The sequence below is a fragment of the Stenotrophomonas sp. AS012628 genome (assembly GCF_010608305.1).
Taxonomy (GTDB): domain Bacteria; phylum Pseudomonadota; class Gammaproteobacteria; order Xanthomonadales; family Xanthomonadaceae; genus Stenotrophomonas; species Stenotrophomonas geniculata.
In genome coordinates this window covers 52,597-70,194 of sequence record NZ_VMBJ01000020.1, presented here as the reverse complement: position 1 = coordinate 70,194, position 17,598 = coordinate 52,597, and the positions used below count along the sequence as shown (strand labels likewise).

The 17,598-nt window shown below is 65.4% G+C and carries 14 protein-coding genes; 7 read left to right on the top strand and 7 right to left on the bottom strand.

Annotation, left to right across the window (positions count from 1 at the left end; genetic code table 11):
* Positions 1–526 precede the first annotated feature (526 nt).
* The 5 genes from G5A07_RS11045 to G5A07_RS11025 all read left to right on the top strand — a co-directional run bounded on the left by G5A07_RS11045 (position 527) and on the right by G5A07_RS11025 (position 4,490).
* A complete protein-coding gene (locus tag G5A07_RS11045) occupies positions 527–1,114 on the top strand; it encodes a glutathione peroxidase (protein WP_019337359.1) in 588 nt (195 codons plus the stop codon).
* Between the two features lie 96 nt (positions 1,115–1,210).
* Positions 1,211–2,188, top strand: a complete 978-nt coding sequence (locus G5A07_RS11040; RefSeq protein ID WP_010480420.1) for an FKBP-type peptidyl-prolyl cis-trans isomerase — start codon at positions 1,211–1,213, stop codon at positions 2,186–2,188.
* A gap of 23 nt (positions 2,189–2,211) precedes the next feature.
* Positions 2,212–3,561, top strand: coding sequence for a UDP-glucose/GDP-mannose dehydrogenase family protein (locus G5A07_RS11035; protein ID WP_010480421.1), 1,350 nt, complete (start codon positions 2,212–2,214; stop codon positions 3,559–3,561).
* Entirely contained in the window at positions 3,554–3,793 is a 240-nt protein-coding gene (locus G5A07_RS11030; RefSeq protein WP_019337356.1) for a SlyX family protein, read from the top strand. Before G5A07_RS11035 ends, G5A07_RS11030 begins: the two co-directional genes overlap by 8 nt.
* A gap of 10 nt (positions 3,794–3,803) precedes the next feature.
* A complete protein-coding gene (locus G5A07_RS11025) occupies positions 3,804–4,490 on the top strand; it encodes a DUF2058 family protein (RefSeq protein ID WP_099560593.1) in 687 nt (228 codons plus the stop codon).
* A 48-nt stretch (positions 4,491–4,538) separates the two neighbouring features.
* Here G5A07_RS11025 and G5A07_RS11020 read toward each other — a convergent pair whose 3' ends face one another.
* From G5A07_RS11020 to G5A07_RS11005, 4 genes are all read right to left on the bottom strand, one after another.
* Positions 4,539–5,726, bottom strand: a complete 1,188-nt coding sequence (locus tag G5A07_RS11020) for an MFS transporter (protein ID WP_049455476.1) — start codon at positions 5,724–5,726, stop codon at positions 4,539–4,541.
* An 85-nt stretch (positions 5,727–5,811) separates the two neighbouring features.
* The gene (gene metH / locus G5A07_RS11015) at positions 5,812–8,496 is read right to left on the bottom strand and encodes a methionine synthase (RefSeq protein ID WP_019337353.1); all 2,685 of its coding nucleotides are present in this window, start codon (positions 8,494–8,496) and stop codon (positions 5,812–5,814) included.
* Positions 8,493–9,587, bottom strand: coding sequence for a homocysteine S-methyltransferase family protein (locus G5A07_RS11010; protein ID WP_010480431.1), 1,095 nt, complete (start codon positions 9,585–9,587; stop codon positions 8,493–8,495). The genes metH and G5A07_RS11010 overlap by 4 nt, the downstream gene beginning before the upstream one ends.
* Positions 9,588–9,599: 12 nt before the next feature.
* Positions 9,600–10,529 (bottom strand): metalloregulator ArsR/SmtB family transcription factor, encoded by a 930-nt coding sequence (locus tag G5A07_RS11005; RefSeq protein ID WP_010480432.1) that lies wholly within the window; start codon positions 10,527–10,529, stop codon positions 9,600–9,602.
* A gap of 153 nt (positions 10,530–10,682) precedes the next feature.
* Between G5A07_RS11005 and G5A07_RS11000 the strand changes: the two genes are divergently transcribed.
* Positions 10,683–11,831 carry an acyl-CoA dehydrogenase family protein gene (locus tag G5A07_RS11000; protein WP_191863317.1) on the top strand — a complete coding sequence of 383 codons (1,149 nt, stop codon included), beginning with the start codon at positions 10,683–10,685 and terminating at the stop codon, positions 11,829–11,831.
* Positions 11,832–11,988: 157 nt separating this feature from the next.
* On the top strand, positions 11,989–12,252 hold the full coding sequence (locus G5A07_RS10995; protein WP_019337351.1) for a hypothetical protein: 264 nt from the start codon (positions 11,989–11,991) through the stop codon (positions 12,250–12,252).
* 183 nt (positions 12,253–12,435) lie between these two features.
* Here G5A07_RS10995 and G5A07_RS10990 read toward each other — a convergent pair whose 3' ends face one another.
* From G5A07_RS10990 to G5A07_RS10980, 3 genes are read right to left on the bottom strand one after another with little or no spacing between them, the layout of a single operon-like run.
* Positions 12,436–15,609: a multidrug efflux RND transporter permease subunit gene (locus tag G5A07_RS10990; protein WP_049455474.1), complete on the bottom strand. Its 3,174-nt coding sequence runs from the start codon at positions 15,607–15,609 to the stop codon at positions 12,436–12,438.
* 15 nt (positions 15,610–15,624) lie between these two features.
* Positions 15,625–16,893 (bottom strand): efflux RND transporter periplasmic adaptor subunit, encoded by a 1,269-nt coding sequence (locus G5A07_RS10985; RefSeq protein WP_010480436.1) that lies wholly within the window; start codon positions 16,891–16,893, stop codon positions 15,625–15,627.
* Complete coding sequence (locus G5A07_RS10980) at positions 16,893–17,549, bottom strand: TetR/AcrR family transcriptional regulator (protein WP_010480437.1); 657 nt, start codon at positions 17,547–17,549, stop codon at positions 16,893–16,895. The genes G5A07_RS10985 and G5A07_RS10980 overlap by 1 nt, the downstream gene beginning before the upstream one ends.
* Positions 17,550–17,598 lie beyond the last annotated feature (49 nt).

The window sequence follows — 17,598 nt, the reverse complement described above, 5'->3', positions numbered from 1 at the left end:
GGAGGGGGCGTTCCCTGCCGGGGAGAGCGTTGCGTCCTGCGTACTTTCAGCAGCGGCAGAAGCAGGGGCGGTGGGCGTGGCCCACCAGGCCAGCACGAGCAGGGTCGAAACAGCGACGGCCGCGGGTGCGATGAGGATGCGACGGATCCGGACGTTCATGGCTTCCCCCTGTCTCAGGTGACTGGTGTTGTATGCAACTATAACACCGGCACGCCTACGTGCAACCCCTTGCCGCCCCCAACTGATGGCAGGGGTGGTCAGATTGCTGAAATATCCCTTTATTTGATTGATTTAAAAGGGAAATAAAACTGCCGCAGGGGTCTTCCCGGGGCCGCCTTCCATTCAGTGATGTCCATGCTATGTCATCGCTGCGCCATCGATGGCGCCCGGGCAGCGCATCCGCCACGCAGCGCAAAGCCCGTGTGGGCCTGTGCCATCAGGGGTGCCGGAGCCCGGTGCTATAGTTCGGCCGATTCCCGGCCAGCGCTGGCCGGGCCTTGTGAATGGCTACCGCGGACCGCCTCTGATGCCCCTGCCGACCGTTTCCCCGTGCCGCCTGCGCGGCCTGTCCCTGCTGGCCCTGATGGTGGCCGGTGCCGCCGGTTCCGCCAGTGCGCTGGCGGCCGACCTGCTCGATCTGGAATACCGGCCGTTGGCCAGCAAGCAGCAGGTGAATCTGCAGCAGCGCTATCACGGGCAGGTGCTGCTGGTGGTCAACACCGCCAGCAAGTGTGGCTACACGCCGCAGTACGAAGGGCTGGAGGCGCTGCAGAAGCGCTATGCCGGCCGCGGTTTCGCGGTGCTGGGCTTCCCTTCCAATGACTTCAAGGGCCAGGAACCGGGTGACGAGAAGCAGATCCAGGACTTCTGCACCCTGACCTATGGCGTCAAGTTCCCGATGTTCGAGAAGGTGCATGTGGTCGGTACCCAGGCCACGCCGCTGTACCAGCGCTTGACCGCAGCGACCGGCGTTGCGCCGGCCTGGAACTTCCACAAATACCTCGTGGGCCGCGATGGCAAGGTCATTGCCCAGTTCGCCAGCAAGGTGACGCCGGACGATCCGCAGCTGACCGCGGCCATCGACAAGGCGCTGGCGGCAGCCGCCACGCATTGATATCCGGCACGCATGCCTCGACATCGACGGCATGCGTGCGACAATGCTTCTTTTCGCGCCGACGTCGGCGCCCAGACACTTCCAGGAATGCAGCGAATGAAGATGGGAATGCGCGGCGCCGCGGCGTCGGTTCTGATTCTGGCGATGGGCACTTCGGGTGTCGCTCTGTCGCAACAACCGGCTGCCCCCGCAGCCGCCAAGGAGACCGCAACCTTGAATTCCCCCAAGCAGAAGCTCGGCTATGCCATCGGCCTGGACGTGGCCAAGTCGTTCACCCCGATCGCCGAAGAGATCGATGTGGCCGCCCTGCGCACCGCCGTTGAGCGCTCGTTCGAGGGCCTGCAGCCGCAGATCACCCAGGAACAGGCCAAGGCCACCGATGCCGCCCTGCGCCAGGTCGTGATGGCCCGCAGTGGCCAGCAGGTGCCGGGCGTGGCACCGGGTTCGCAGCCGCCGAAGGTCGACCGCGTCAAGGTGTCGCAGATGATCGGCTCCTACTCGGTGGGCCCGTCGCTGGCGCAGCTGAAGGACGATATCGATGTCGCCTCGCTGTTTGACGCGATCAGCACCGGCCTGACCAAGGGCCAGCCGAAGATGACGGAAGCTGACGCGACCGCCACCATCCAGGCCTTCATGGGTGCCAAGCAGGCTGAAATGCAGGCCAAGGCCGCCCAGGCTGCGCAGACCAACCGCACGGAGGGCAACGCATTCCTGGCCAAGAACAAGACCCAGCCGGGCGTGGTGACCACCTCGTCGGGCCTGCAGTACCAGGTGATCCGCCCGGGTAGCGGCGAGCGTCCTCTGCCGAGCAGCAAGGTGCGCGTGAACTACGAAGGCAAGCTGCTCAACGGCACCGTGTTCGACAGTTCCTACGGCCGCCAGCCGGCCGAGTTCGGCCTGGACCAGGTGATCAAGGGCTGGACCGAAGGCGTCGCGCTGATGCCGGTCGGTTCGAAGTACCGCTTCTGGATCCCGGGCGAACTGGCCTACGGCGAGAACGGCACCCCGGGCGGCCCGATCGGCCCGAACGCGACGCTGACGTTCGACGTCGAGCTGCTGGGCGTTCTGCCGTAAGTCATTCAGGAGCGAATACGGATATGCGCGTTGCGATTTTTGGTACCGGTTACGTTGGACTGGTGACCGGTACCTGCCTGGCCGACGCAGGCCACCAGGTGGTCTGCGTGGACATCGATCAGGCCAAGGTCGATGGCCTCAACCAGGGCATCATCCCGATCTATGAGCCGGGCCTTGAGCCGATGGTGAAGGCCAACCATGCCGCCTCGCGGCTGGCGTTCACCACCGATGCGGCGGCCGCCATCGAGCATGGCCAGGTGGTGTTCATCGCCGTTGGCACGCCCCCGGACGAGGATGGCAGCGCCGATCTGCAGTACGTGCTGGCCGTGGCCCGCACCATCGGCCGGCACATGAGCGTGCCGACCGTGGTGGTCAACAAGTCGACGGTGCCGGTCGGCACCGCTGACAAGGTGCGTGCAGCCATCGCTGAAGAGCTGGCCGCGCGGGGCGCGGACATCGCCTTCGACGTGGTGTCCAACCCGGAATTCCTGAAGGAAGGCGACGCAGTCGCCGACTGCATGCGCCCGGACCGCATCATCATCGGTGCGACCAGCGAGGAGTCGGTGGCGGTGATGCGTCGCCTGTACGCGCCGTTCAACCGCAACCACGACCGTGTGGTGGAAATGGACGTGCGCTCGGCCGAGCTGACCAAGTACGCCGCCAACGCGATGCTGGCGACCAAGATTTCGTTCATGAATGAAATCGCCAACATCGCCGAACGCGTGGGTGCCGACGTCGAGCAGGTCCGCCAGGGCATCGGCTCGGACCCGCGCATCGGCTGGCACTTCATCTATCCGGGCGCCGGCTACGGTGGCTCGTGCTTCCCGAAGGACGTGCAGGCACTGGCCCGTACCGCCCAGCAGTATGGCCTGGAGCCGAAGCTGCTCAATGCGGTTGAAGCGGTCAACGATGCACAGAAGGGCCACCTGTTCGCCCTCATCCAGCGCCATTACGACAAGGGCGAGGACGAAGGCGTGCGCGGCAAGACGTTCGCCGTATGGGGCCTGGCCTTCAAGCCGAACACCGACGACATGCGTGAGGCCTCCAGCCGTCGCCTGCTGGCCCAGCTCTGGGAAGGCGGTGCCACGGTGCGTGCCTACGACCCGGAAGCGATGCATGAATCGCAGCGCATCTTCGGTGAGCGCGACGACCTCACGTTCTGCAGCACGGCAGGCGAAGCACTGCAGGGCGCCGATGCACTGGTGGTGGTCACCGAGTGGAAGCAGTTCCGCAGCCCCGACTTCCAGAAGCTGCGCGAGCAGTTGAAGGACGCAGTGGTGTTCGACGGCCGCAACCTGTATGAGCCGGGCGAAGTGGAAGCTGCAGGTCTTGCGTACTACGGCATTGGCCGGGGGCGCTCGTTGCATGTCTGATATGCCCACTGAACGCGAGCAGGCGCTGGAAGCGCGCCTGGTCGAGCTGGAAATGCGCGTGTCCTTCCAGGAACAGGCGCTGGCCGAACTGAGCGATGCGCTGGCTGATGCCCGCATGCAGGGCATGCGCAACGCCGATGTGCTGCGCGTGCTGCTGGAAGACCTGGGCAAGGTCCGCAACGCACTGAATTCTTCTGATCCGGCGAGCGAACCGCCGCCGCCGCACTACTGATCCGAATCCTATGAGCGATACCCTCCGCGACCAGCTGATGGGCCTGGGCTTCAAGCCCGCGCCCAAGCCCGAGCGCAAGAATGATGGCCCCCGTCGTGATGGCCGCCCGCAGGGCAAGGGTGGCAACGGCAATGGAAAGCCGCAGGGCGCAGGCAAGGGCGAACACAAGCCCGGCGAGCGTCGCGGGCACGGTCATGGTGGCGCGGGCAAGCCCGGCGGGCATGCGCGCGGTGGCCAGGGACAGCAGGGCCCGCGCAAGCCGCGCAGCGCCGAAGAGATGGACCTGGCCAAGGCCTATGCAATCCGCGCGCAGCGGGAGAAGGAAGAGCGCATCGAGACCGAGCGCCTGAAGCAGGAAGAAGCACGCGTTCGCCGTGAGGCGAAGGCCAAGCTGGAAGAACTGCTGAAGGACAAGAGCCTCAACGCCGAGGCGGCGGACATCGCCCGCCACTTCCCGTACGGCGGCAAGATCAAGCGCATCTACGTGACCGCCGAACAGCTGACCGCGCTCAATGCCGGTGAGCTGGGCGTGGTGCAGCTCAATGGCCGCTACCTGCTGGTGACTGCCGAGGTGCTGGCACAGTCCGAAGCGGTGTTCGCCGCCTCGGTGGCGCTGAAGGTCGATCCGGATGCGCCGGCCGAGGAAGATCCGTACGCGGACCCGCAGTACCAGGTGCCGGACGACCTGATCTGGTAACTACACCTGCTGCACGATGAAAACGCCGGGCATTGCCCGGCGTTTTCGTTACCGGGCGCGCGCAATGCTGCGGCGTGCACGGATCAACGGCAGGCTCAGTGCGAAGAAGCACAGCAATGCGCCGACCAGGGCAAACCCGCTCCCCGCCAGGAATGCGGTGCGGCCATCGTCGATCTTCCACAGTTGGCCGGCAATGAGTGCGCCCAGCACGCCGCCGACACCGGACGAGAAACCGTACAGCAGGCCCTGGCCATGGCCGTTGAGGCGGCCCGGGAAATAGGTCGCCAGCATCTGCATGGCTGCGGCGAAGAAAGCAGCAAAGCCGAGCGCATGCGCGGTCTGGGCCAGCAGCATCACCGGCAGGTTCTCCGGGAACAGCGCGGTGACCGCCCAGCGCAGGCAGGAACTGACCAGCGCGATCAGCAGCATCCAGCTGGCGTCGTAGCGACGGAAGAAACGGCCGATGGTGAAGAACACGCCGACCTCGAACACCACGCCGATGGTCCACAGCAGGCCGAGCGTGGATGTGCGGTAGCCGTGATGGTCCATGTAGACCGAGAAGAACGTGTAGTACGGTCCGAACGAAAGCTGCTCCATGAAGGCAGCGAGGAAGAACGCGAGTACCGGAGGGCGGCGCACGATCTGCCAGAAGCCGCTGGCGTCGCCTTCGGTCCGGCCGATGCCGCGCGCGTAGTGATTGCTGAAGGCGGAAGCGACCAGCAGGACGAACAGCGGCAGCATCATCCACGGCAGCAGCCCGGCGCGGCTGGAGGTGCCGTCACCTTCGATCAGCCAGCCGAACAGGGTCACGATGGCGATGAAGCCCAGTGAGCCCCAGACCCGGATCAGGCCGTAGCGATGGCTGTCGCTGCCGAGATGGGTGAGGGTGATCGACTCGAACTGTGGCATTACCGCGTTGTAGAAGAAGCAGAACACCACCATTGCCGGATACATCCACGGCTGCGGCAGAGGAAGCAGGAACGCGGCGAAGCTGATCAGGGTCAGCAGGCAGCCGATACGCAGCAGGCGGATCGGCCGTGGCGAGGCCGCCGCCAGCGAGGTCCAGGTGCTGGGCGCAACCACACGCGTTGCATACCACAGGCCCATCATCACGCTGATCGCGGTCACGCTCATGCCGCGCGCAGTGAGGAACAGGCTCCAGTAAGGGGTGAACGCACCGAGCGCTGCGTAGTAGAACAGGTAGAAGCTGGAGAGGCGGGCAACGGGGACAGTCATCGCGGAATGATGAAGCAAAAAGGGGACGGAGGGGATTAAGTCGTTTGGGGCACAAACGACTTAATCCCCTCCGCCCCTTTCTGTGTCATTCGGGATCGTAGTCGAGGTTGGAGGCCAGCCAGCGCTCGGCCTGGGCGCGGTCCACGCCCTTGCGGCGTGCGTAGTCGCCGACCTGTTCGCGGCTGAGCCGGCCGACCACGAAATACTGGCTCTGCGGGTGGCTGAAGTAGTAACCCGATACCGCTGCGGTGGGCAGCATCGCGAAGCTCTCGGTCAACGCCATGCCGGCGTTCGCTTCGGCTTGCAGCAGGTCGAACAGGCAGCGCTTTTCGCTGTGCTCCGGGCAGGCGGGATAGCCCGGCGCGGGGCGGATACCGCGATACTGTTCGTCGATCAGTGCCTCGTTGTCCAGCGTCTCGGCGTGGTCGTAGCCCCAGAATTCCGTGCGTACGCGCTGGTGCAGCCGCTCGGCCAACGCTTCGGCGAAGCGGTCGGCGAGGGCCTTGAGCAGGATCGCGTTGTAATCGTCATGGTCGGCCTCGAAGCGCGCCACGTGGGCGTCGATGCCGATGCCGGCGGTCACCGCGAAGGCGCCGATCCAGTCCTGCTGGCCACTGTCGGCCGGCGCGATGAAATCGGCCAGGCAGAAATCGGGGCGCTCGGCCGGCTTGTCCACCTGCTGGCGCAGGAAGTGCAGCGTGGTCTCGCCCTGTGGGTGCTGCACGCGCACGTCGTCGCCGACGCTGTTGGCCGGCCACAGGCCGAACACGGCCTTGGCGGTCAGCCACTTTTCGCCGACGATGCGCTCGAGCATCGCGCGGGCATCCTTGTACAGATCGCTGGCCTGAGTGCCGACGATCTCGTCGGTGAGGATGGCCGGGAACTTGCCGGCCAGCTCCCAGGCCTGGAAGAACGGCGTCCAGTCGATGTAGTCGACCAGTTCGGCCAGCGGGTAGTCGTCGAATACGTGCAGGCCGGGCTGGTTCGGTGCCGGCGGCGTGTAGCTGTCCCATCCTCCCTGGAATTTCTGCCCGCGTGCATGTTCCAGCGTGACCAGGCGCTTGGCATCGCCGCGATTGCGGTGGCGCGCGCGGATCTCGGCATAGTCGGCCTCGTTGGCGGCAACGAAGGCTTCACGCAGGTCACGCGAGATCAGCGACTGGGCCACGCCGACCGCGCGCGAGGCATCTTTCACCCACACCGTGGGGGCCTTGTAATGCGGGTCGATCTTCAGCGCGGTATGCGCACGCGAGGTAGTGGCGCCACCGATCAGCAGCGGCAGCTCGAAGCCCTGGCGCTGCATCTCGCGGGCGACGTGGCTCATCTCCTCCAGCGACGGAGTGATCAGCCCGGACAGACCGATCAGGTCGGCGTTGTGTTCACGGGCGGCATCGAGGATCTTCTGTGCCGGCACCATCACGCCAAGGTCGACTACTTCAAAGTTGTTGCAGGCCAGGACCACGCCGACGATGTTCTTGCCGATGTCATGCACATCGCCCTTCACCGTGGCCATGATGATCTTGCCGTTGCTCTTGGCGGTGTCGCCGCTGCGCGCCTTTTCCGCTTCGATGTACGGCAGCAGGTAGGCCACCGCCTTCTTCATCACGCGCGCGGACTTCACCACCTGCGGCAGGAACATCTTGCCGGCGCCGAACAGGTCGCCGACCACGTTCATGCCGTCCATCAGCGGGCCTTCGATCACATCCAGCGGGCGGCTGGAGGCCTGGCGGGCCAGTTCGGTGTCCTCTTCCACATAGGCGTCCAGGCCATGCACCAGCGCGTGCGCCAGGCGCTGCGCCACCGGCTTCTCGCGCCAGGCCAGGTCCTCGGTCTTTGCCGCGCCCTTCTTGCCCTTGTAGCGCTCGGCGATTTCCAGCAGGCGCTCAGTGGCGTCGCTGCGGCGGTTGAGGATCACGTCCTCCACGCGCTCGCGCAGTTCCGGCTCCAGCTCGTCGTAGATCGGCATGGCGCCGGCGTTGACGATGCCCATGTCCATGCCGGCGGCGATGGCGTGGTACAGGAACACCGAGTGGATGGCCTGGCGTACCGTTTCGTTGCCACGGAACGAGAACGACACGTTGGAGACACCGCCGGACACATGGCAGTGCGGCAGCGTCTGCTTGATGATGCGGGTGGCTTCGATGAAGTCCACTGCATAGTTGTCGTGCTCTTCGATGCCGGTGGCGACGGCGAAGATGTTCGGGTCGAAGATGATGTCCTGCGGCGGGAAACCGATCTCGTCGACGAGGATGCGGTAGGCGCGGGTGCATATCTCGACCTTGCGCGCGCAGGTATCGGCCTGCCCGCTTTCATCGAAGGCCATCACCACCGCGGCGGCGCCATAGCGCAGGACCTTGCGTGCGTGTTCGCGGAACAGTGCCTCGCCTTCCTTCAGCGAGATCGAGTTGACCACGCTCTTGCCCTGCAGGCATTTCAGGCCGGCCTCGATCACGCTCCACTTGGAGGAGTCGACCATCACCGGGATACGCGCGATGTCCGGCTCGGACATGATCAGGTTGAGGTAGCGGGTCATCGCCGCTTCCGAATCGATCAGGCCCTCGTCCATGTTGACGTCGAGGATCTGCGCGCCGCTGGCCACCTGCTGGCGGGCCACGTCCACCGCTTCTTCGTAGCGGCCTTCCTTGACCAGCTTGCGGAACTGCGCGCTGCCGGTGACGTTGGTGCGTTCGCCGACGTTGATGAACAGCAGATCCGGAGTAATGACCAGCGGTTCCAGCCCGGACAGGCGGGTGTAGGGCGAGGTGCTCATGCGGCCTGCTGCTCCTGGGAACCGGGCAGGGCGCGCGGCGGCAGCCCGGCCACGGCCTCGGCAATTGCACGGATATGGTCCGGGGTGGAACCGCAGCAGCCGCCGACCAGGTTCAGCAGGCCATCTTCGGCGAAGCCTCGCAGGGTACTGGCCATGTCCTCCGGCGTTTCGTCGTACTCGCCGAAGGCATTGGGCAGGCCGGCATTGGGGTGTGCGCTGACATAACAGCCGGCGACCTGTGCAAGGGTTTCCACGTGCGGGCGCATGGCATCGGCACCCAGCGCGCAGTTCAGTCCGATCGACAGCGGTCGTGCATGCGCCAGCGAGGCATGGAAGGCTTCCGCTGTCTGCCCGGACAGGGTGCGTCCGGACGCGTCGGTGATGGTGCCGGAGATCATCACCGGCAAGCGAGCGCCACGCGCATCAAAAGCCTCTTCCAGCGCATACAGCGCCGCCTTGGCGTTGAGCGTGTCGAAGATGGTCTCGACCATGAGGGTGTCGGCACCGCCGTCGATCAGGCCCTCGATCGCTTCGCGGTAGGTGTCGCGCAGCTCGTCGAAGCTGGTGTTGCGGAAGCCCGGATCATTGACGTCGGGACTGATCGAGGCGGTGCGGCTGGTGGGGCCGATCACCCCGATCACGAAGCGGGGCTTGCCCGGCGTGGTCGCAGCCACTGCATCACAGCAGGTTCGCGCAACTGCGGCACCGGCCTTGTTCAATTCGTACACCAGGTGTTCGAGGTGGTAGTCGGCCTGGCTGACCGACGTGGCGTTGAAGGTGTTGGTCTCGACCAGATCCGCGCCCGCTTCCAGGTAGGCGGTGTGGATGTCGGCGACGATCTGCGGCCGGGTCAGCAGCAGCAGATCGTTGTTGCCCTTCAGGTCATGGCCTTCCGGTGTTGCGTGATCGCAGCCGGGGCCATGCAGATGGTCGTAGCCATCGGCGAAGCGCTCGCCACGGTAATCGTCTTCCTGCAGGCCATGGCGCTGGATCATCGTACCCATCGCGCCGTCGATGATCAGGATCCGCTCGCGCAGGGCGTCGAGCAGGGCGTTGGCACGATCAGGATGCAACCAGGGCAGGGCAGGCATGGCGGTCTCGGCTCAGGGCTTGTTGGCGATCAGTGAAATCACTTCAAAGTGCGGCGGACGCTTTTCGCGGGTAACCGTCTCCAGGCTGGACACCTGCAGGCCGGCCTTGTCGACGAACCTGCGCAGTTCCTTGTCACTGAAACCGAGGTTGACGTGGCCGTAAGCCTCCACTGCTGCCTTGTGCTCGTGGCGGGCGAGGCTGCACAGCAGCAGGCGGCCACCGGGGCGCAGCACGCGTGCGGCTTCGGTCACCGCCTGCGCCGGTTTGCTGGCGTAGGTCAGCGCATGCATCAGCACCACCAGGTCGAAGCTGCCGTCCTTGAACGGCAGGGCATGCATGTCGCCCTCGCGCACTTCCACATTGGGCAGGCGGCGCAGGCGCTCGCTGGCGGCGGCGACCACGCGTGCGCTGGTGTCGATACAGATGTAGCGCTTGGCATGCGGGGCGACGAGTTCGGCCAGCACGCCATCACCGGAGGCAATGTCCAGCACGTCGCCGGTTTCCAGCAGTGGCAGCGCGGTGCGCGCAAGGGCCTCCCAGGTCCGGCCTGGAGAATAGTGGCGCTCCATGTCGCCGGCCACGCTGTCGGCCCAGTTCTGGTCGGAGGCGCGGTGGGCCAGCACGGCGGCGACGCGTTCGGCGTCCTGGCGAAGCAGCGGGTCGTCGCTTCCATTGCTCAAGGCATGCCACAATGCACGCTGCGCCGGGTCCAGCTGGGCCTCGTCGAAGCGGTAATAGGCCGACACGCCGGCACGGCGGTCGCGAACCAGGCCGGCTTCCTTCAGGCGCGCCAGATGGGTGGACACCCGCGGCTGTGCCAGCCGGGTGATCGCCGACAGTTCGGCCACGGTCAGTTCCTCCTGCTCCAGCAGCGCCAGCAGGCGCACGCGGGTCGCATCGGCGAACACCTTCAGGCGGGTCGACCAGTCTTCAAGATCCATAAATATCTACCTATCGCGATATAGAGATATATTCGCTGAGAAGGCCTGCTGCGGTCAAGTCGCTGGCGTACGGAAGCCGCCGGGCCCCGGTACAATCGGGGCACCTGGGCACGCCGTGCGCGGCCCATAACATCATGTACCCGGGAGGGTGTTGTGGATTTCAGCTTTACTGAAGAGCAGTTGATGTTGCAGGACGTTGCGCGGCGCATCGCGCAGGAAAAGATCGCCCCGAGCGCGGAGCACCATGACCGCACCGGCGAGTTCCCGCTGGACAACATCCGCCTGCTGGGCGAGAACGGCCTGATGGGCATCGAAGTGCCGACCGAATACGGTGGCGCGGGCATGGACCCGGTTGCGTACGTGCTGGCAATGGTGGAGGTCGCTGCCGCCGACGCTGCCCACTCGACCATCATGTCGGTCAACAACTCGCTGTTCTGCAATGGCATCCTCACCCACGGTACCGAGGAACAGAAGCAGAAGTACGTGCGTGCCATCGCCGAGGGCGAGGCCATCGGCGCGTTTGCGCTGACCGAGCCGCAGTCCGGTTCGGACGCCACGGCCATGCGCTGCCGCGCCGTGAAGCAGGCCGACGGCACCTTCATCATCAACGGCAAGAAGAGCTGGATCACCTCCGGCCCGGTGGCCAAGTACATCGTGCTGTTCGCGATGAGCGAGCCGGACAAGGGCGCGCGCGGCATCACTGCCTTCCTCATCGATACCGACAAGGCGGGCTTCGGTCGCGGCAAGACCGAACCGAAGCTGGGCATCCGTGCCTCGGCCACCTGCGAGATCGAGTTCAACGATTACGTGGCGCAGGCTGAGGATGTGCTGGGCGAGGAAGGCGAGGGCTTCAAGATCGCCATGAGTGTGCTCGATGCCGGCCGCATCGGTATCGCCTCGCAGGCCATCGGCATCGCCCGCGCCGCCTATGAAGCGACCCTGGAATACGTGAAGGAGCGCAAGGCGTTCGGCGCGGCCATCGGCACCTTCCAGATGACCCAGGCCAAGATTGCCGACATGAAGTGCAAGCTGGACGCAGCACTGCTGCTGACCCTGCGCGCGGCGTGGGTGAAGGGCCAGGGCAAGCGCTTCAGCACGGAAGCGGCGGTGGCCAAGCTGACCGCTTCGGAAGCCGCGATGTGGATCACCCACCAGGCGGTGCAGATCCATGGCGGCATGGGTTATTCGAAGGAAATGCCGCTGGAGCGCTACTTCCGTGATGCCAAGATCACCGAGATCTACGAAGGCACCTCGGAAATCCAGCGCCTGGTGATCGCCCGCAACGAGACCGGACTGCGCTGAGTGGAAAGGGCCGCGCCGCTGCAACGGCGGCGCGGCCGGTAGATCCACGCCATGCGTGGATCTACACGGTCTTCTTGGCCGGGCGATACCCGATCTGTTCCAATGCAGGTCGTTTATTACGCGGTCTGCAAAGATGATCTATCGAGGTTGGGGATTCATGACGCTGGTGACGCCGATCGCAGCCATCCTGCTGCTGGCGTACTTCTTCCCGCATGAAGGCTCCAAGGGCAACACTCCACTGCCCCAGGTGCTGCTGGGTGCAGGCATCGGCGCAGCGGTGAACGTACTGCTGGGCCTGTGGCTCAATCGTGTGCCCCGGCAGAAGGGCGAGGCCGCACCCCATCACTTCTTCTTCCTGCCGATGCAATGGCCTGCGCTGGCTCTCGTGGTGGTGTGCGTGGTGATTGCGCTGCTGCGCTGAGACGTGGCCCGAACGGCGCCAACCAAGGTTGGCGGCTACCGGGCATGCCGCAGCTCTGGTGATTGCCAGCCGTCGGGCATGTCGTTGCCCTGGTAGATGCCAACCTTGGTTGGGATGCATTCAAAAGCAGAAAAAAGGCCCCGGATCGCTCCGGGGCCTTTCTCGTTTCAGCTCACCACCGGATCAACGATCCGGGCGGTGTGCAGCATCCGCATCACGCTGGCGTTCCATGAACTCCTTGGACGGTTCATCCAGCTTGTCGCCCAGCATGCGGCGCACGACCACGAAGAACACCGGGATCATCAACAGGCCGAGCAGGGTGGCGAACAGCATGCCGCCGATCACGCCGGTACCGATGGCGTGGCGGGAGTTGGCGCCGGCGCCGGTGGAGATCGCCATCGGGATCACGCCCATGATGAACGCGAACGAGGTCATCAGGATCGGTCGGAAACGCAGGCGTGCCGCCTCGATGGTGGCATCACGCAGGGTCTTGCCAGCTGCGCGCTGCTCCACCGCGAACTCGACGATCAGGATCGCGTTCTTCGCCGCCAGGCCGATCACGGTGATCAGGCCGATCTTGAAGAACAGGTCGTTCGGCAGGCCACGCAGCATGGACAGGCCGAGGGCGCCGAGCACGCCCAGCGGCACTACCAGCAGCACCGCCACCGGGATCGACCAGCTTTCATACAACGCGGCCAGGCACAGGAACACCACTACGATCGACAGCACCAGAAGCAGCGTCGCCGCGTTGCCGGCCAGGATTTCCTGGTAGGACATGCCGGACCAGTCGTAGCCGAAGCCGGCCGGCAGATCGTCGTTGACGATGCCTTCCATGGTCTGCATTGCCTCACCCGAGCTGGTGCCCGGTGCCTGCGAGCCGACGATGTTGATCGCCGAGTAGCCGTTGTAGCGGCTCAGCGACGGCGGTGCCGACACCCATTCGGACTTGACCACCGTGTTGAGCGGGATCATCGCGTTGGTGCCATCGGCATTGGTGGTCAGGCTGGACGGGCTGTAGAAACTCTTCAACGACTCCTGGCCGGTGCGGTACGGGCCATCAGCCTGCATGGTCACGCGCTTGATGCGGCCTTCGTAGAAGAAGTCGTTGACGTACACCGGGGCCAGCATCAGCTGGATGGTGCTGTACACGTCCGACACCGACATGCCCATCGACTGCGCCTGCACGCGATCCACGTGCAGCTGCAGCTGCGGCGCGTTTTCCAGGCCGTTCGGGCGCACACCGACCAGGTGGTCCGGTTTCTGCGCGGCCTGGCCGAGCAGGATGTTGCGGGCCTGGGTCAGCTGCTCGTAACCGGCACCGCTACGGTCCTGCAGCCACATGTCGAAGCCACCGAACTGGCCAAGGCCCTGCACGGTGGGCAGGTTGACCACGAAGATCTGCGCTTCCTTGATGCCATAGAACGCGCCGTTCATGTTCTGGATGAACTCCGGCGCGGTGAACTTGCGTTCCTCCCACGGCTTCAGGCGGATGAAGCCCATGCCCACGTTCTCGCCGGAACCGACGAAGCTGAAACCGGCCACCTGCAGCATGCCTTCATAGCCATCCTGCTTTTCCAGGATGCCACGCATCTGCGCGAACACTTCGTTGGTCTGGCCCTTGGTCGAGCCCGGCGGCAGCTGCACGATCGCCAGCGCATAGCCCTGGTCTTCTTCCGGCAGGAAGCTGCCCGGCATGCGGGTGAACAGGAAACCGCACAGAGCGGTCAGCACCACGAACAGGATCATCCAGCGCGGCGCATGCCGCACCGCCGAGGTGATGTGGCCCACGTAGGTGTGGCTGATCTTGTCGTAGTACTTGTTGAAGGTGCGGTAGATGATGTTCGGGTTGTCGTTGTGCGTCGGCTTGAGGAAAGTCGCGCACAGCGCCGGGGTGAAGCCCAGGGCCAGGAACGCCGAGAACGCCATCGAGATGGCGATGGTCAGGGCGAACTGCTTGTAGATCTCACCGGCGGCGCCGCCCTGCAGGGCGGACGGGATGAACACCGCAGCCAGCACGACGGTGATCGCCACCACCGCGCCGGTGATCTGGGTCATCGCCTTCTGCGTGGCCGGCTTCGGCGCCAGGCCTTCCTCGGTCATGATGCGTTCGACGTTCTCGATCACCACGATCGCGTCATCGACCACGATGCCGATCGCCAGCACCATCGCGAACAGGGTCAGCTGGTTGATCGTGAAGCCGATCATCCACATGCCCAGGAAGGTACCGAGCAGGGCCACCGGGATGACCAGGGTCGGGATCAGGGTGGCGCGGAAGTTCTGCAGGAAGATCAGCATCACCAGGAACACCAGGAACACCGCCTCGAACAGCGTCTTGACCACTTCCTGGATCGAGATCTTGACGAAGGTGGTGCTGTCGTACGGCGAGAACCAGGTGACGCCGGCCGGGAAGCTGGGCTGCAGTTCGTCCATCTTGGCGCGCACCGCATCGGCCACGTTCAGGGCATTGGCGCCCGGCAGCAGCTGGATGGCGAAGGCGCCGGTCGGCTTGCCGTTGTACTGGGTGTCGAAGCCGTAGTTGTTGGCACCGAAGGCAACGCGGGCGATGTCCTTCAGCAGCACGCGCGAACCGTCAGCATTGGCGCGCAGGATGATGTTCTCGAACTCCTGCGGCGAACTGAAGCGGCCTTCGGCCGAGACCGTGGCGGTGAAGTGCTGGCCTTCCGGCGACGGGTCCGAACCCAGCGCACCGGCGGCGAACTGCACGTTCTGCGCGCGCACCGCCGCCAGCACCTGGCTGGCCGACAGGCCATAACCCTGCATCTTTTCCGGGTTCAGCCAGATGTTCATGGCGTACTCGGAACCGAACTGCTGCGTGCTGCCGACGCCGGGGATACGCGAGACCTGGTCGAGCACGCGCGAACCGACGATGTCGTTCAGGGCGTCACGGTTGATGGCGGGGGTATCGGACTGCAGCGCCACCACCATCAGGAAGCCGGCGTTGGCCTTGGCCACCACCACGCCCTGCTGGGTCACTTCCGAGGGCAGGCGTGGCGTGGCCAGCGAGACCTTGTTCTGCACCTGCACCTGGGCGATGTCCGGATCGGTACCGGTCTCGAAGGTCAGGGTGATCTGTGCACGGCCGTTGGAGGCGGACGAGGAGCTGAAGTACAGCAGGTGATCGATACCGGTCAACTGCTGCTCGATCACCTGGGTGACCGACTTCTCCGTGGTGTCGGCACTGGCACCCGGGTAGGTGGCCGAGACGGTGACCTGCGGCGGGGCGATGTTGGGATAGGACTCCACGCCCAGGTTGAGGATCGCGATCACGCCGCTGAGCGAGATCAGGATCGCAACCACCCAGGCGAAGACTGGATGTTCGATGAAAAATTTAGGCATGACGGAAGGTTCCCGTTACTGCTTGTTCGAATCGGTGGCTGCCGGCTTGGCCGCATCGGCCTGCTCGGGCTTGGCCGCGTCGGCCGGTGCCTTGCCTGCGGCCGGTGCCGCGCCCGCCGGAGCGGCGCCGCCTGCGGCAGGCTTGCCGTTGGCGTCCTGCCCCGGGGTCCACGGCTTGGCGACTGCCGGTGCGCCTTCCTTGACCTTCTGCACGCCGGCCACGATCACCTTGTCACCGGCGGCCAGGCCGTCGCTGACCAGCCAGTTGCCGTTCTGCGCACCGTCGGTCTTCACGTTCTTGCGGATGACCTTGCCGTCGGCACCGACCACCATCACGTAGCCGCCGGTGGTGTCACGCAGCAGTGCCTGCTGCGGCACCAGGTAGGCGTTGTTGCGCTCGCCCAGGTTGGCCTGGAAGCTGACGAAGGCACCCGGCAGCAGGATCTGCTGCGGGTTCGGCAGCAGCGCACGCAGCGACACCGCGCCGGTGGCCGGGTCGACCGTGGTCGAAGAGAAGTCCAGCGTGCCCGGCTCGCTGTAAGTGGTGCCGTCGGCCAGCTTGACGTTGACCGTGGCCTTGCCGTCACCCGACAGCGCCAGCGCGCCCTTGGCCTGCTGCGCACGCAGCTGGGTCAGCTCATCCACGCTCAGCGAGAAGTTCACGTACAGCGGGTCGAGCTGGTCGACGGTGGTCAGCAGGGTCACATCGCCCTGGCCGACCAGTGCGCCCTCGGTGACCTGCTGCTTGTTGGCCACGCCACTGATCGGTGCGGTCACTTCGGTATAGCCCAGGCTGATGCGCGAGGAGGTCACCGCCGCCTCGGCCTGCTTGACCGCGGCCAGCGCGGTGCGTTCGGCCGATTCGGCGTTGTCCAGGTCGGACTTGGAGACGAACTGCTGCGGCGCCAGCGAACGGGCGCGGTCGGCGGCCACCTTGGCATTGGCGTAGGTGGCGCGGGCCGAAGCCAGCTGGGCCTCGGAGGCGTTGAGCGAGGCACGCAGCGGCGCCGGGTCGATCAGGAACAGGGGTTGCCCCTGCTTGACCTGGGAGCCTTCCTGGTAGACGCGCTTGAGCAGTACGCCCGGCACGCGCGCACGCACGTCGGCGCTGCGGAACGGCGACAGGCGGCCGACCAGCTCACGCTGCAGCGGCAGGGTCTGCGGCTTGGCGTCGATCACGCCCACCTCCGGCGGCGGGGGCGTCTGCTGTTCCGGCTTCTTGCAGGCAGCCAGCGCGACAGCAACGGCGCACGTCAAGGCAAGGGTGCGGAGTGGGGCGGTCATCAGGAGGAACTCCGGGGTTGGTTTGAAGACGGGGCCGGCGACGGCTGAGGCGCGAAGGCGCGCAGGAAGCTGTCGACGGAGAACTCTGCCCAGCGCCGACGCAGCTGCGCGTCATCACGATGGGGGGTATGGAAGCGCTGTTTGTCGAAATCCTGACCGGCGATCATGCTCAGCAGCAGTTCGGCCATGAAGTGCGGGTCGTCATGCCGGAGCTGGCCTCGCATGCAAACGGTTTCAATCCATTCAGCAAGATGAAGCGTCAGCGCGCCGGCACCATGCCGGTACAGCGTACGCGCCTCTTCGGGAAACTGGGATGCATCGGCGGCGATCAGCCGACAGGCCTGGCCCACGTGCGGTTGGTTGAAGTGCTCCAGAAAGTCGGTGGCGAACTGGAGCAGGCTGGCACGCAGGTCGTCAGTGCGGAGTGCACGAACCATGGCGCCGGTGGCGTGGCCGACGTGGCGCTGCATCACCCGGCGCAGCAGTTCCTGCTTGCTGCCGTAACGCGAGTACAGGGTCTGCTTGGAGCAGCCGGCGTGCTGGGCCACCGCATCCATGCTCATCTGCATGCCCTGCTGGGCCAGCAGCTCGCGCACGGCATCGAACACGCGCTCATCGCGTGCGTCGAGGGCAACGGGGAGGTAGGCCGGATTCACGCGGTGGACTATACCGTCCAGTTCAGGATTGTGGAATCGAATCGGTGTC

What these genes read in the sequence shown, in the direction of transcription:
- G5A07_RS11040 (WP_010480420.1), top strand. Translation starts at nt 1,211, where the DNA reads ATGAAGATGGGAATGCGCGGCGCCGCGGCGTCGGTTCTGATTCTGGCG.
- G5A07_RS11005 (WP_010480432.1), bottom strand. Translation starts at nt 10,529, where the DNA reads ATGGATCTTGAAGACTGGTCGACCCGCCTGAAGGTGTTCGCCGATGCG.
- metH (WP_019337353.1), bottom strand. Translation starts at nt 8,496, where the DNA reads ATGAGCACCTCGCCCTACACCCGCCTGTCCGGGCTGGAACCGCTGGTC.
- G5A07_RS11045 (WP_019337359.1), top strand. Translation starts at nt 527, where the DNA reads ATGCCCCTGCCGACCGTTTCCCCGTGCCGCCTGCGCGGCCTGTCCCTG.
- G5A07_RS10990 (WP_049455474.1), bottom strand. Translation starts at nt 15,609, where the DNA reads ATGCCTAAATTTTTCATCGAACATCCAGTCTTCGCCTGGGTGGTTGCG.
- G5A07_RS11030 (WP_019337356.1), top strand. Translation starts at nt 3,554, where the DNA reads ATGTCTGATATGCCCACTGAACGCGAGCAGGCGCTGGAAGCGCGCCTG.
- G5A07_RS11020 (WP_049455476.1), bottom strand. Translation starts at nt 5,726, where the DNA reads ATGACTGTCCCCGTTGCCCGCCTCTCCAGCTTCTACCTGTTCTACTAC.
- G5A07_RS11010 (WP_010480431.1), bottom strand. Translation starts at nt 9,587, where the DNA reads ATGCCTGCCCTGCCCTGGTTGCATCCTGATCGTGCCAACGCCCTGCTC.
- G5A07_RS11025 (WP_099560593.1), top strand. Translation starts at nt 3,804, where the DNA reads ATGAGCGATACCCTCCGCGACCAGCTGATGGGCCTGGGCTTCAAGCCC.
- G5A07_RS11035 (WP_010480421.1), top strand. Translation starts at nt 2,212, where the DNA reads ATGCGCGTTGCGATTTTTGGTACCGGTTACGTTGGACTGGTGACCGGT.
- G5A07_RS10985 (WP_010480436.1), bottom strand. Translation starts at nt 16,893, where the DNA reads ATGACCGCCCCACTCCGCACCCTTGCCTTGACGTGCGCCGTTGCTGTC.
- G5A07_RS10995 (WP_019337351.1), top strand. Translation starts at nt 11,989, where the DNA reads ATGACGCTGGTGACGCCGATCGCAGCCATCCTGCTGCTGGCGTACTTC.